This is a genomic window from Pseudomonas sp. dw_358, assembly GCF_018449655.1.
GTDB lineage: Bacteria > Pseudomonadota > Gammaproteobacteria > Pseudomonadales > Pseudomonadaceae > Aquipseudomonas.
In genome coordinates, this window is sequence record NZ_JAAVUX010000002.1 from 86,531 (window position 1) to 101,220 (window position 14,690).

At 59.6% G+C, this 14,690-nt stretch carries 10 protein-coding genes; 4 read left to right on the forward strand and 6 right to left on the reverse strand.

Features of this window, described 5'->3' with window-relative positions; genetic code table 11:
- The first annotated feature begins 1 nt into the window (after position 1).
- From HB675_RS03890 to fabI, 3 genes are read left to right on the forward strand one after another with little or no spacing between them, the layout of a single operon-like run.
- Positions 2-1,021: an ABC transporter permease gene (locus HB675_RS03890; RefSeq protein WP_213875866.1), complete on the forward strand. Its 1,020-nt coding sequence runs from the start codon at positions 2-4 to the stop codon at positions 1,019-1,021.
- A 1-nt stretch (position 1,022) separates the two neighbouring features.
- Entirely contained in the window at positions 1,023-2,633 is a 1,611-nt protein-coding gene (locus HB675_RS03895; RefSeq protein WP_213875868.1) for an ABC transporter ATP-binding protein, read from the forward strand.
- Between the two features lie 18 nt (positions 2,634-2,651).
- On the forward strand, positions 2,652-3,446 hold the full coding sequence (fabI, locus tag HB675_RS03900) for an enoyl-ACP reductase FabI (protein ID WP_213875870.1): 795 nt from the start codon (positions 2,652-2,654) through the stop codon (positions 3,444-3,446).
- Positions 3,447-3,595: 149 nt separating this feature from the next.
- On the opposite strand, the gene HB675_RS03905 is transcribed toward fabI, so the two are convergent.
- The 6 genes from HB675_RS03905 to tig all read right to left on the reverse strand — a co-directional run bounded on the left by HB675_RS03905 (position 3,596) and on the right by tig (position 12,137).
- A complete protein-coding gene (locus HB675_RS03905) occupies positions 3,596-5,470 on the reverse strand; it encodes a SurA N-terminal domain-containing protein (RefSeq protein WP_213875871.1) in 1,875 nt (624 codons plus the stop codon).
- Positions 5,471-5,707: 237 nt separating this feature from the next.
- Complete coding sequence (locus HB675_RS03910) at positions 5,708-5,980, reverse strand: HU family DNA-binding protein (protein WP_213875873.1); 273 nt, start codon at positions 5,978-5,980, stop codon at positions 5,708-5,710.
- Positions 5,981-6,127: 147 nt separating this feature from the next.
- Complete coding sequence (gene lon, locus HB675_RS03915) at positions 6,128-8,524, reverse strand: endopeptidase La (protein WP_213875875.1); 2,397 nt, start codon at positions 8,522-8,524, stop codon at positions 6,128-6,130.
- A gap of 178 nt (positions 8,525-8,702) precedes the next feature.
- A complete protein-coding gene (gene clpX / locus HB675_RS03920) occupies positions 8,703-9,986 on the reverse strand; it encodes an ATP-dependent Clp protease ATP-binding subunit ClpX (protein WP_213875877.1) in 1,284 nt (427 codons plus the stop codon).
- A gap of 108 nt (positions 9,987-10,094) precedes the next feature.
- A complete protein-coding gene (gene clpP / locus HB675_RS03925) occupies positions 10,095-10,736 on the reverse strand; it encodes an ATP-dependent Clp endopeptidase proteolytic subunit ClpP (RefSeq protein ID WP_213875879.1) in 642 nt (213 codons plus the stop codon).
- 90 nt (positions 10,737-10,826) lie between these two features.
- Positions 10,827-12,137, reverse strand: a complete 1,311-nt coding sequence (gene tig / locus HB675_RS03930) for a trigger factor (protein WP_213875881.1) — start codon at positions 12,135-12,137, stop codon at positions 10,827-10,829.
- 294 nt (positions 12,138-12,431) lie between these two features.
- Here tig and HB675_RS03935 point away from each other — a divergent pair, with 294 nt between their 5' ends.
- The gene (locus HB675_RS03935; RefSeq protein ID WP_213875883.1) at positions 12,432-14,639 is read left to right on the forward strand and encodes an ATP-binding protein; all 2,208 of its coding nucleotides are present in this window, start codon (positions 12,432-12,434) and stop codon (positions 14,637-14,639) included.
- Positions 14,640-14,690: the final 51 nt, after the last annotated feature.

Genomic DNA, 14,690 nt, shown 5'->3' on the forward strand with positions numbered 1-14,690 from the left:
GATGAACCTGTCCCCCCTCAATCGCCGGCGCTTCATGCGGTTCAAGGCCAACAAGCGTGGCTGGTGGTCGTTGTGGATCTTTCTGGTGCTGTTCGGGCTGAGCCTGGGTGCCGAATTGATCGCCAACGACAAGCCGCTGGTGATCCACTACGACAACGCGTGGTACTTCCCGGCGGTCAAGCGCTACGCGGAAACCGAATTCGGCGGCGAGTTCCCGCTGGAGGCCAACTACAAGAGCCCGTATATCCGCAACCTGCTGGCCAAGAAGCACGCCTGGATCCTCTGGGCGCCGATTCCGTTCAGCTACCAGAGCATCAACTACGACCTCAAAGTGCCCGCCCCGGCGCCGCCCTCGGCAGAAAACTGGCTAGGCACCGATGATCAGGCCCGTGATGTGCTGGCCCGTGTCATCTATGGCTTTCGTATCTCGGTGCTGTTCGCCCTGACGCTGACGGTACTCAGTTCCATCATCGGCGTGATCGCCGGCGCCTTGCAGGGTTTTTATGGCGGCTGGGTGGACCTGGCCGGGCAGCGTTTTCTGGAAATCTGGTCAGGCTTGCCCGTACTGTACCTGCTGATCATTCTGGCCAGCTTCGTGCAACCCAACTTTTGGTGGCTGTTGGGCATCATGCTGATGTTTTCGTGGATGAGCCTGGTGGACGTGGTCCGCGCCGAGTTCCTGCGCGGGCGCAATCTGGAGTACGTGCGCGCCGCGCGGGCACTGGGGATGCAGGACGCCGCAATCATGTTCCGGCACATCCTGCCCAACGCCATGGTCTCGACCATGACCTTCCTGCCGTTCATCCTCACGGGCGCCATCGGGACCCTGACCGCGCTGGACTTCCTCGGCTTCGGCCTGCCCGCCGGTTCGCCGTCGCTGGGCGAGCTGGTGGCCCAGGGCAAAGCCAACCTGCAGGCGCCCTGGCTGGGTATCAGCGCCTTCGCCGTGCTGGCGATCCTGCTGAGCCTGCTGGTGTTCATCGGCGAATCCGCCCGTGACGCCTTTGACCCGAGGAAATGACATGAGCCAGGACAATCTGATCGAGGTCCGCGACCTGGCCGTGGAATTCGTCAACGGCGAGCAATGCGTACGCGCGGTCGAGGGCATCAACTTCGATATCCATCGTGGCGAGACGCTGGCCCTGGTCGGCGAAAGTGGCTCGGGCAAATCCGTCACCGCCCATTCCATCCTGCGCCTGCTGCCCTACCCCGTCGCCTGCCACCCCAGCGGCACGATCAAATATGCCGGACGCGACCTGCTGAGCCTCAGTGAAAAACAGTTGCGGCATATCCGCGGCAACCGTATCGCCATGATTTTCCAAGAGCCGATGACATCGCTCAATCCGTTGCACAACATCGGCAAGCAGATCAACGAGGTGTTGGCCCTGCATAAGGGCCTCACCGGCAAGGCAGCGACCACGCGCACCCTGGAGCTGCTGGAGATGGTCGGCATCCCTGAACCGCACAAGCGCCTCAAAGCGCTGCCCCACGAACTCTCGGGCGGCCAGCGGCAACGGGTGATGATTGCCATGGCGCTGGCTAACGAACCTGAATTGCTGATTGCCGACGAGCCGACCACAGCGCTGGACGTCACCGTGCAGTTGAAAATACTCGAACTGCTCAAGCAATTGCAGACGCGCCTGGGGATGGCCCTGCTGCTGATCAGCCATGACCTGAACCTGGTGAAAAGAATTGCCCACCGCGTATGTGTCATGCAGCGCGGTTGCATCGTCGAACAAGCAGATTGTGAGCAATTGTTTCGGGCGCCTCAGCATCCGTACACCCGAGTCTTGCTGGCGGCCGAGCCCGATGGCCAACCGGCCGACACGATGGCGGGCGCACCCATGCTGGAAGTCGAGGACCTGAAAGTATGGTTCCCGATCAAGAAAGGCTTTCTGGGCCGCACCGTCGACTACGTCAAGGCCGTCGACGGCATCGGCTTCGGCCTGGCCCAGGGCCAGACCTTGGGCATTGTCGGCGAGAGCGGTTCGGGCAAGTCGACCCTGGGCCTGGCGATCCTGCGGTTGATTGCCAGCCAGGGCACCATACGCTTGCAGGGAAAACCGCTAGACTGCCTGACGCGGCAAGAGATCCGCCCGTTGCGCCGGCAGATGCAAGTGGTGTTTCAGGACCCGTTCGGCAGCCTGAGCCCACGCATGAGCGTGAGCCAGATTGTCGGCGAAGGGTTGCGTATCCACGGAATGGGTACGCCTGAAGAGCAGGAGCAGGCTATTATCGCGGCCTTGCATGAGGTAGGCCTGGACCCGGAAACCCGGAACCGCTACCCCCATGAGTTTTCCGGCGGCCAGCGTCAGCGCATTGCAATTGCGCGGGCACTGGTCCTGAAACCGGCGCTGATCTTGCTGGACGAGCCCACTTCGGCCCTCGACCGCACCGTTCAGCGCCAAGTGGTGGAGCTGTTGCGTTCACTGCAAAGCAAGTACAACCTGACCTATCTGTTTATCAGCCATGATCTGGCGGTAGTCAAAGCATTGAGCCATCACCTCATGGTGATCAAACAGGGTCAGGTGGTGGAACAAGGTGTTGCAGCCGAGCTTTTCGCCGCGCCGCAACACCCCTATACACAGCAGCTGTTGGAAGCGGCCTTTCTGGCCCCCACAGCTGTCGATTAACCTGAAGAGGAACAACACATGGGTTTTCTCGCCGGTAAGCGCGTCCTGATCGTCGGTGTCGCCAGCAAACTGTCCATCGCATCCGGTATTGCTGCCGCCATGCACCGCGAGGGCGCTGAACTTGCCTTCACCTACCAGAATGACAAGCTCAAGGGCCGTGTCGAGGAATTCGCTGCCGGCTGGGGCTCCAACGCCGAGCTGTGCTTCCCTTGCGACGTGGCCAGTGATGAAGAAATTGCCAAGGTGTTCGTCGAACTGGGCAAGAAGTGGGATGGCCTGGACGTGATCGTGCATTCGGTCGGTTTTGCCCCGGGCGACCAGCTCGACGGCGACTTTACCGAGGCCACCACCCGTGAAGGCTTCCGCATTGCCCACGACATCAGCGCCTACAGCTTCGTCGCCTTGGCCAAGGCCGGTCGCGAAATGATGAAAGGCCGCAACGGCAGCCTGCTGACCCTGTCCTACCTGGGCGCCGAACGCACCATGCCCAACTACAACGTGATGGGCATGGCGAAGGCTTCGCTGGAAGCCGGCGTACGCTACCTGGCAGGCTCCCTGGGCCCGGAAGGCACGCGCGTCAACGCTGTTTCGGCAGGCCCTATCCGCACCCTGGCAGCCTCGGGCATCAAGAACTTCCGCAAGATGCTGGCGGCCAACGAAGCTCAGACCCCACTGCGTCGCAACGTCACCATTGACGAAGTTGGCAACGCGGGCGCCTTCCTGTGCTCGGACCTGGCGTCGGGCATCAGCGGTGAAATAATGTACGTGGACGGTGGCTTCAACACCACGGCCATGGGCAACATCGAAGAATAACGGCCTGGATGTGAGAAAGACGCTGCCCTTGGGGGTGGCGTTTTTTTTTGCGATCAACAAGCTCGGGCCTGCAGAGGATGTTTTCAGGCAGGCGCGCGCATAAAAAAACCGCCCACAAGGGGCGGCTCTTTTTCAGCTCAAGACCGTGATCAATACTTGTCGATCTTCGCCTTGGCTTCGAGCATCTTGCGGTAGGCCGCAAAGTCTTCCTGACCGGCACGGGAGGAGAGGGCCGCACGGTACTGGGCCTTCTCCTGATCCGAAGGCGCAGCGGCCTCGTTGACGCCGTTCAAGCGCAGTAACACAAAGCTGCCGTCGTTGAGCGTCACGCTGCTGTACTCCGGCTTGTCCTTGCCCTGGGGCTTGGGCATCCGGAACAGGGTCTGCAGCTCGAGCGGCTCGACGCCATCCTGATTACGCGTCACGGCTTCGACGGTTTTCCAGGTCTGGCCGTTCTGGCTGGCCGCCAAAGTCACCTTGCCGTTACGCAAACCGGCGATGAGTGCCTCACCTTGGGTCTTCACGGCTTCGCTGGCGTGCTGTTTGGCCAACTGAGCGCGGATGGCATCGGAAACCGCTGTCAGTGGCAACTGCTCAGGCATGTGATGCTCTTTGACACGCACCACCACGGTGGTGTCCGGATCAAGTTCGATGGCGGAACTGTTGGAGCCATCCTGCAACACTTCCTGACTAAACGCGGCCTTGATCACGGCAGGATTGGCGATGATGCCATCGTTGCCGCCCTGTTTGCCGAAGGCTGGCGAGGTCTGCACCTTCAGGCCCAGTTCCTGAGCCGGCTGGGCCAGGTCCGAGGCTTCATAGGCAGAATCTTCCAGTTTCTTGGCGGCATCGACGTAGCGCTGCTCGACCTGCTCGTCCTTGAGATCGTGGGTCAGCTTGTCCTTCAGGCTGGCGAAGCTCGGTGCCTGGGGGGTCTGAACGCCCAGCAACTTGATCAGGTGCCAGCCGAACTGGCTGCGAACCGGTGCGGAGACCTGATCCTTGTTCAATGCATAGAGCGTTTTCTCGAACGCAGGATCGTAGACACCCGGACCGGCGTAACCCAGGTCACCGCCGTTATTGGCGGAACCCGGGTCCTGGGAAACCTCTTTGGCAACCTTGGCGAAATCTTCGCCCTTGGCCAGGCGCTGCTGAATTTCTTCGATCTTCGCCTTGGCCTGCGCGTCGTTGGTCTTGGCGTTGACCTCGATCAGGATGTGCGCCGCACGGCGCTGCTCGACCAGGTTGGAGGTCTCTTTCTTGTAAGCCGCTTGCAGGTCGGCGTCACTGACCGTGACCTGATCGAAGAAAGAGGACTTCTTCAGCTCGACGTAGTCCAGCACCACTTGTTCGGGGCTCATGAACTCTTTGGCGTGCTGGTCGTACTGCGCCTTGATCTCGTCATCCGTGACCTTGACGCTGGCCGGGTCGGCCTTGAAGGTCAACGCTGCGAAATCACGAGTCTGCTTTTCCAGGCGAGCAAAGGCCAGCACTTCATCATCAGTGACGAAACTGCTGGCAGCCAGGCCGGCGCGCAACTGACCGATGAGCATTTCATCAGCCATCATCTGACGGAACTGCAAGCGGCCGTAGCCCAGCTGACGCAGGACCTGATCATAGCGCTCGGCGTTGAACTTGCCGTCCACCTGGAATTCAGGGGTCTGCAGCAGCAGCTGATCGATAGCGGCTTCGGAGAAAGCGAACTTGGAGTCACGGGCCCCTTGCAGGAGCAGCTTGCGATCGATCAGGCCTTTGAGGGCCGACTCACGCAGCATTTTTTCATCCAGCAATCCGGGATCGAAATCCTTGCCCAGCTGTTGCGCCAACTGGCGGCGCTGCATTTCTACGGCCTGGCCCAATTCGGTCTGAGTGACTTCGTCCCCGTTGACCTTGGCGGCGTCCTGGCTGTGGCTGGTCGCGCGGAAAATCGCGTCGAAACCAGTCAGTGCCATCAGCAGCACGATGATGCCGATGATGGTTTTGGCAATCCAGCCCTGTGAATTGTCCCTGATATTCTGAAGCATGCGTCCCCCGAAAACGGCCGAACTGATAAAGCGACCGCGGAGAGTGGGTGGAATCCGGATAGAAGAAAGGCGCATCCGGGGATGCGCCTTCTCGTAACTGGCGGAGCGGATGGGGCCTGGTCTCCAGGCCCCGGCACGAATCGATAGTGTAACCGACCGGACAACCGCTGCGCTGCCGATTCAGACAAGTCCGAACCGGATCGGCAAGGTGCGAACGAACCTAAGTGTCGAACGAACTTAGTTGACAGCTTCTTTCAGGGCTTTACCAGCTTTGAAACCAGGCTTCTTGGCAGCTGCGATTTCCAGCGTCTTGCCCGTCTGCGGGTTGCGGCCCGTGCGAGCAGGACGGTCGGTCACGGAGAAGGTGCCGAAGCCGACCAGAACCACGGAATCACCGCCTTTCAGAGCGCCAGTGACGGATTCGATCACGGCGTCCAGCGCGCGGCCAGCTACAGCTTTCGGGATATCAGCAGATGCGGCGATAGCATCGATCAGTTCCGACTTGTTCACTCTAAGTCCCCTTATCTCTATTGAGTTATTTCTAAGTATGTAATGCGTAATCTGCAACGAGCGCCGGGCGGCTGCGGACACTTAAAGTACCGCTTTATAACAAGGGCTTGAAAAAGCTGTCAAGAAAGCCCCCCGGCCAAATACGTGTCAATGCGTGCTGATTCTTTCCTTGGCATCAGAATCGCGCTTTTCGTCCTTGGCCACTATCTCCGGGGCCACATCCGGCAAGGGCTCCGGCGCGTATTGCAGCGCAATTTGCAGGACTTCGTCAATCCATTTAACGGGCTTGATCTGCAGGTCGGCCTTGATGTTATCCGGAATTTCCTTGAGGTCACGCACGTTCTCCTCAGGAATGATCACGGTCTTGATGCCACCGCGGTGTGCGGCGAGGAGTTTTTCCTTCAGGCCGCCGATCGCCAGCACTTGCCCACGCAAGGTGATTTCGCCCGTCATTGCCACATCGGCACGCACAGGAATCTGTGTCAGAGCCGACACCAGTGCCGTACACATGCCTACGCCTGCACTGGGGCCGTCTTTGGGCGTCGCCCCTTCCGGCATGTGGATGTGTGTGTCGCGCTTCTCGTGGAAGTCCACAGGAATGCCCAGGCTCGCCGCCCGGCTGCGCACCACGGTCAACGCCGCCGTGATCGACTCCACCATCACATCGCCCAGCGAACCGGTCTTGATCAACTGGCCCTTGCCCGGCACCACGGCCGCTTCGATGGTCAGCAACTCGCCGCCCACCTGAGTCCAGGCCAGGCCAGTCACCTGACCGATCTGATCCTGTTGTTCGGCCAGCCCGTAGCGGAACTTGCGCACGCCCAGGTAGTGCTCCAGCGACTCGGAGTCGACTTTGACGGCAAAGCTCTTCTCGCGGGAATGCTCCTTGACCACCTTGCGGCAGACCTTGGCGATCTGCCGTTCCAGGCCCCGTACACCCGCTTCGCGGGTGTAGAACCGGATAATGTCGCGAATGGCTTCGACGGCGATCTCGACTTCGCCTTTCTTCAGGCCATTGGCCTGGATCTGCTTGGGCGACAGGTATTTGGTGGCGATGTTGATCTTCTCGTCTTCGGTGTAACCGGGCAGACGAATGACTTCCATCCGATCCAGCAGGGCTGGGGGGATGTTCATCGAATTGGACGTGCAGAGGAACATCACGTCCGAGAGGTCGTAATCGACTTCCAGGTAGTGATCGTTGAAATTGTGGTTCTGTTCCGGGTCGAGCACCTCAAGCAGCGCCGATGCCGGATCACCGCGCATGTCGCTGCCCATCTTGTCGATCTCGTCCAGCAGGAACAGCGGGTTGCGCACCCCGACCTTGGTCATCTTCTGAATCAGACGACCCGGCATCGAACCTATGTAGGTGCGCCGGTGGCCCCGGATCTCGGCTTCGTCACGTACGCCACCCAGTGCCATGCGCACGAACTTGCGGTTGGTGGCATTGGCGATGGACTCGGCCAGGGAGGTCTTGCCTACACCGGGTGGACCGACCAGGCACAGGACCGGGCCACGGATCTTTTTCACACGTTTCTGCACGGCGAGGTATTCAAGGATGCGCTCCTTGACCTCTTCCAGACCGTAATGGTCGGCATCCAGGATGGCTTCGGCGCGAGCCAGGTCCAGACGAACCTTGCTCTGGGCCTTCCACGGTACCTGGACCAGCCAGTCGATGTAGGTGCGAACCACGGTGGCTTCCGCCGACATCGGCGACATTTGTTTGAGCTTGTTGAGCTCAGCCGTGGCCTTGGCCAAAGCATCCTTCGGCAGACCGGCGGCGTCGATGCGCTTCTTCAGCTCTTCGACTTCGTTATGACCTTCATCACTGTCACCCAGCTCTTTCTGAATGGCCTTCATCTGCTCATTCAGGTAGTACTCACGCTGGCTTCGCTCCATTTGCTTCTTGACCCGACCGCGTATGCGCTTCTCGACCTGCAGCAGGTCGATCTCGGCATCCAGCAGGGAGAGCACGTGCTCGACCCGGGCGGACAAGTCGATGATTTCAAGGATCTCCTGCTTCTGCTCGATCTTCAAGGCCATGTGCGCCGCCATGGTATCCACCAGGCGGCCAGGCTCGTCAATGCTGTTCAGCGAAGACAGGACTTCAGCCGGGACCTTCTTGCCCAGCTGGACATACTGTTCGAACTGCGCCAGCAAGCTACGCACGAACACTTCGGATTCACGGTTGGGCGCTTCGACTTCGTCGATCAGCGCGACTTCTGCACGCACGTGCCCGTCGACCTCGATGAAGCGCTCGACACTACCGCGCTGCTCGCCTTCGACCAGCACCTTGACGGTGCCGTCAGGGAGCTTGAGCAGTTGCAATACGGTCGCAATGGTGCCGACCCGATAGAGGCCATCTTCACCAGGGTCATCATCGGCGGGGTTCTTCTGGGCCAGCAAAAGGATTTGCTTCTCGCCCGTCATCGCGGCCTCGAGGGCTTCGATCGATTTTTCGCGCCCCACAAACAGCGGGATCACCATGTGCGGATAAACCACCACATCACGCAATGGCAGGAGAGGCAATTCGATGGTTGTCTTCATGATTTCGCCTCTACGACGGCTCTGGGCCGTGAACAGATGGAATGGAACCTGAATTCAATGTGGGGGCACATTGCAAAAAAAACAAGTACATAACCCACACTCGGCAACAACCAGAAACGCAAAAAGGGCCCTGAGGCCCTTTTTGAGAAACAAGCCGCCCTTGAAAGGCCAGCTTCTGTTACGCGTCCGGTGCAGCCTTGGCTGGCGGCTCGCTGTTTTCATAGATCAGCAGCGGCTTGGACGTTCCCTCGATGACACTTTCGTCGATGACCACTTTGCTGACGTCGGTCTGCGAAGGGATTTCGTACATGGTGTCGAGCAACACACCTTCGAGAATCGAGCGAAGACCACGAGCACCGGTCTTGCGCTCCAGAGCGCGGCGAGCCACGGACTTCAGCGCGTCGGCGCGGAATTCGAGGTCGACACCTTCCATCTCGAACAGTTTGGCGTACTGCTTGGTCAGAGCGTTTTTCGGCTCGGTCAGAATCTGCATCAATGCAGCTTCGTCCAGTTCGTCCAGCGTGGCCAATACGGGCAGACGGCCGACGAATTCCGGGATCAGACCGAACTTGACCAGATCGTCAGGCTCGACTTCACGCAGGGATTCCCCGACTTTCTTGCCTTCCTGCTTGCTGCGAACTTCGGCGTTGAAACCGATGCCGCCCTGGGTGGAACGGTTCTGGATGACTTTCTCAAGCCCCGAAAACGCACCCCCGCAGATGAACAGGATGTTGCGAGTGTCAACCTGCAGAAACTCTTGCTGCGGGTGCTTGCGACCGCCTTGGGGCGGAACGGAAGCCACGGTGCCTTCGATCAGTTTCAGCAGGGCCTGCTGCACACCCTCACCCGATACGTCACGGGTGATGGAAGGATTGTCCGACTTGCGCGAAATCTTGTCGATTTCGTCGATGTAGACAATGCCCATCTGGGCCTTCTCGACGTCGTAATCACACTTCTGCAACAGCTTTTGAATAATGTTCTCGACGTCTTCACCCACATAACCGGCTTCGGTCAATGTGGTCGCATCGGCGATGGTGAAAGGAACGTTGAGCAGACGCGCCAACGTTTCGGCGAGCAGGGTCTTGCCCGAGCCGGTAGGCCCGATGAGCAGGATGTTGCTTTTGCCCAGCTCCACATCGTCGTTTTTCTTGTCGCGCTGGTTCAGCCGTTTGTAGTGGTTGTACACCGCTACGGCAAGCACCTTCTTCGCCCGCTCCTGACCAATCACGTATTGGTCCAGGATGCCGCTGATTTCCTTGGGCGAAGGCAATTTATGGGCACTGCTCTCGGCCTGGGCTTCCTGCACCTCCTCACGGATGATGTCGTTGCACAGGTCGACGCATTCGTCGCAGATAAAGACCGAGGGGCCGGCAATCAATTTGCGTACTTCATGCTGGCTTTTGCCACAGAAGGAGCAATAGAGCAGTTTGCCGTTGTCCTCGCCGTTGCGGGTGTCAGTCATTCGATCGATCCAAATCCGATAGGCTTGAAACACAAGATGAAGGCTATTGCGGGCTTTTTCAAGTCCGCCGGCAACCAGATACTCTGGCTACCGACCTTATCTACCTGTTCAGGCTGGCATTTGCCGCTTGTCGAGTACCGAATCGACGAGGCCATATTCGGCAGCGCGAGCAGCACTCATGAAATTGTCACGGTTGGTGTCGCGCTCGATGGTCTCGAGATCCTGGCCGGTATGGTGGGCCAGCAGTTCGTTCAGGCGCGAACGAATCAGCAGGATTTCCTTGGCATGGATTTCGATGTCCGAAGCCTGCCCCTGGAAACCGCCCAGTGGCTGGTGGATCATCATGCGCGAGTTCGGCAGGCAGTAACGCTTGCCCTTGGCTCCCCCTGCAAGCAGGAAGGCGCCCATGCTGCAGGCCTGGCCGATGCAGATGGTCGAGACGTCCGGCTTGATGAACTGCATGGTGTCGTAGATCGACATCCCTGCGGTCACCGAACCGCCCGGCGAGTTGATGTAAAGATGGATGTCCTTGTCCGGATTTTCCGCTTCAAGGAACAGCAACTGCGCGGCGATCAGGTTGGCCATGTAGTCTTCAACGGGGCCGATCAGGAAAATGACGCGTTCCTTGAGCAGTCGCGAGTAGATGTCATAGGCGCGTTCGCCACGGGCCGATTGCTCGATAACCATCGGGACCAGGCCGCCTGCGGCCTGGATGTCAGAGCTCTGCTGAATATAAGAATTGCCGGACATGTCCTGCACTCACTCCCAAAAGTCATTTCTTGAATACACATAAGCCAGCGCGAAGGCTGGCTTATGGGTGTTTTCCAACGCTTAACGCTATTACTCGGCTGGTGCAGCTTCAGCCGGCTTTACCGCTTCTTCGTAGGAGACCGTCTTGTCGGTCACGCTCGCTTTCTGAAGAACAGTATCCACAACTTGTTCTTCCAGCACAACCGAGCGTACTTCGTTCAGCTGCTCGTCGTTCTTGTAGTACCACGAGACGACCTGCTCAGGCTCCTGGTAGGCCGAAGCCATTTCCTGGATCATGCTGCGAACACGGGCTTCGTCAGGCTTGATGTCGTGTTGTTTGACCACTTCGGCCACGATCAGACCCAGCAGCACACGGCGCTTGGCCTGCTCCGAGAACAGCTCGGCCGGCAGTTGGTCAGGCTTGATGTTGCCACCGAACTGCTGGACAGCCTGCACGCGCAGACGATCGACTTCGTTGTCCAGCAGCGCTTTTGGCACGTCCACCGGGTTGCTGGCGACCAGACCGTCCATGACCTGGTTCTTGACCTTGGTCTTGATGGCCTGACGCAGTTCGCGGTCCATGTTCTTGCGCACCTCGGTGCGGAAGCCTTCCAGACCGCTTTCCTTGATACCGAACTGAGTGAAGAACGCTTCGTTCAGCTCAGGCAGTACAGGGGCGGCAACGGCGGTCACGGTGACGGTGAACTCGGCGGCTTTCTTGGCCAGATCCAGGTTCTGATAGTCTTCCGGGAAGGTCAGTTGCAGTACACGCTCTTCACCGGCCTTGGCGCCGACCAGGCCGTCTTCGAAGCCAGGAATCATGCGGCCCGAACCCAGCACCAGCTGAGTACCGGTGGCAGAACCGCCGGCAAAGGTTTCGCCGTCGATCTTGCCGACGAAGTCGATGGTGACCTGATCTTCGTTTTGAGCGGCACGCTCGGCCGACTCGTAACGGACGTTCTGCTTGCGCAGGATGTCGAGCATGTTGTCCAGATCGCTGTCGGCCACTTCGGCGCTCAGGCGTTCTACCGAAATGGACTCGAAACCGGCCACTTCGAATTCAGGAAATACTTCGAACGTCGCGATGTATTCCAGGTCCTTGCCTTTCTCGACTACTTTAGGCTCGACGGCAGGTGCGCCGGCCGGGTTCAGCTTTTGCTCGACAACCGCTTCATAGAAGGATGCCTGGATGACGTTGCCCAGTGCTTCCTGACGCGCGTCGGCTTCGTAGCGCTGACGAATCACGCTCATTGGCACCTTGCCAGGACGGAAGCCCGGGATTTTCGCGTTACGGGCGGTCTGTTGCAGACGCTTGTTGACTTCGGCCTCAATGCGCTCGGCAGGCACGCCAATGGTCATGCGGCGCTCGAGAGCGGAAGTGTTTTCAACAGAAACTTGCATGGATTTTCCTCGTTGCACAGACGTTAGCCGGCCATTTCCGACCCCAGATCAAGGGCGAGCATTCTAGTGGGTCGAACACAAGAAGTCACCCTATGGAAAATAGTCGCGACAACGGCCCCTTTCAGGCACCTGAAACGGGCCGTCCGATGTAGCAGAATCGATAAACTTTTGAGCCTTGTTGCCAATCACTGGTAAGGTTAGGCCTGTAACGGGTGTCACAGACCGCCTGGGCCTCACGTGCATTCCTGGAGTTCCAGCACCCATGCCTTACCGACTCCAAGCCTCAGGACCACCATGGCGGTAACCTCCCCCCCGTTGATCTCGCCCACCGTCACCCTGGCCAATTGCGAAGATGAACGCATCCATCAGCCCGGCGGCATCCAGCCCCATGGCGCGCTGGTGGCCTTCGCCGGCGACGGGACGGTCCTCAGTCGCAGTGATAATTTCGTCGCGCACCTGGGGTTCGACGCCTTGCCGGGCCAACGCCTGGGCGTTGGCGAGCTGGACGATGGCGTCATGCAGATGCTGGCCGAAGGGCTCGCAGCCGACGATCAGTGGGTCGACAGCACCCAGATGCAGCGCGGCGATACTCTGTTCGACGTCATAGGGCACATTCATAAAGACGTGCTGTACCTGGAATTCGAACCTCGGGCGCTGGCCAGCACATCGTTCAGTCAGATGGCCCTGTATGCCCAGCGCATCATCAGCCAGATGCAGCGCCGCCATGACGTCGACAGCCTCCTGGCCCGGGTGACAGAAGAAATTCGTCATTTGACCGGTTACGACCGGGTGATGGCTTATCGCTTCCGCGCGGACCTTTCCGGCGAAGTCATCGCCGAAGCGCGACGCGCCGACCTGGTGAGCTATCTGGGCCAGCGCTATCCGGCCTCGGACATTCCGGCCCAGGCACGCCTTCTTTATATACTCAATCCGATCCGCCTGATCGCCGATGTGGCCTACCAGCCGTCGCGACTGGTACCTGCCTTGAACCCGAACGATCGGCAGCCGTTCGACCTCAGTTTCAGCACGTTGCGTAGCGTATCGCCTATCCACTGCGAATATTTGACCAACATGGGCGTGCAGGCCTCCATGAGCGTGTCCATCGTGGTCGAGGGCAAGCTCTGGGGGCTGTTTTCCTGTCACCACATGTCCCCCAAGACCATCGCCCACCCGCTGCGAACTTCGTTTCAAGTGATCTCTCAACTCTGCAGCGCGCTGGTCGAGCGACTGGAGCATAACCACACAACCCAAGTGCTGCTCAACGCCAGCCTGGCGCAACAAGCCATCAGCCACGCCGCCCGGGACAGCGAAGACCTGCTCGCCGCACTGACCACAGCCGGCTCGAATATCGCCACGCTGCTGCCCTGCGAAGGGGCTGCGGTGTGCTTGGCCGGGCGCGTGCAAAGTATCAACGGCGACTTCGATGACTTGGCCCGCAGCGTCATCGAACGCCTGTATGCCGATCCGGAACTCGAGATATTTCACACCGAAGAATGGGTGCACACCGACCTCGGATCGCCAGACACTCAATACTGCGGGGTATTGGCCATACGCTTTCACCGCCAGGAAAGCGGCTGGATACTGTGGTTCCGACGCGAAGAAGTCAGCCAGGTGCGCTGGGCCGGCAAGCCGGAAAAGATCCTCAAGGTTGGTCCTTCGGGTCCTCGCCTGACACCACGTGGCTCTTTCGAGGCCTGGGAAGAGATCGTCCGCGGCCGCTCGCCCGCCTGGAGCCGGACCGACTTGAGCATCGCCGAAAAACTGCGCACTGAACTGGTCGAAGTCAGCCTTACGCGCGCCGGCGAATTGGACGGCATGCGCCAGAGGCTGATCGCCATGCTCGGCCACGACCTGCGCAATCCACTGCAATCCATCTCGATGGCAGCACAGATGCTATCGTCCAGCGAGACCCGGGATACCGAGTTGCGTCGACGCATCAGCTATTCCAGCGGCCGTATGGAGCGACTGATCAGCCAGGTGCTGGAAATGAGCCGCCTGCAATCAGGCCTTGGAATCGCCGTGTGCAGGGTCGACACGGACCTGACCGCACTGGTGCAAAGCATTGTCGAAGAGACCACGATGGCCTTCCCCGGACTGACCATCGAAACCCGCATCGATGCCGACATCAACGCCCAGGTGGACCCGGACCGCTACGCCCAGGTGATCACCAACCTGCTGGGTAACGCATTGCACCACGGCACCCCCGGCAGCCCTGTACAACTGACACTGTCCGCGGCTCCCCAAGGCACCCGACTGGCAGTCACCAACCGCAGCGAAACGTTGCCCGCCGAACAACTGGCAACACTGTTCCAGCCTTTCAAACCCCACACCCAGAGCAACCCGCGCAATCGCGGCAGCCTCGGGATCGGGTTGTACATCTCGCAAGCCATCGCGGCGGCGCATGAGGGGCGGATCGAGGTGGTACAAGGGGATGGGGTGATCACGTTCAGTCTGATGGTACCGAGCCCATCAGCCCACCTCCAGCACCCACGCAGACGGTAGCAGAGTCTTGCGGGCCATGGCTGACCAGCCCAGCACCCGATGACCAGAAAC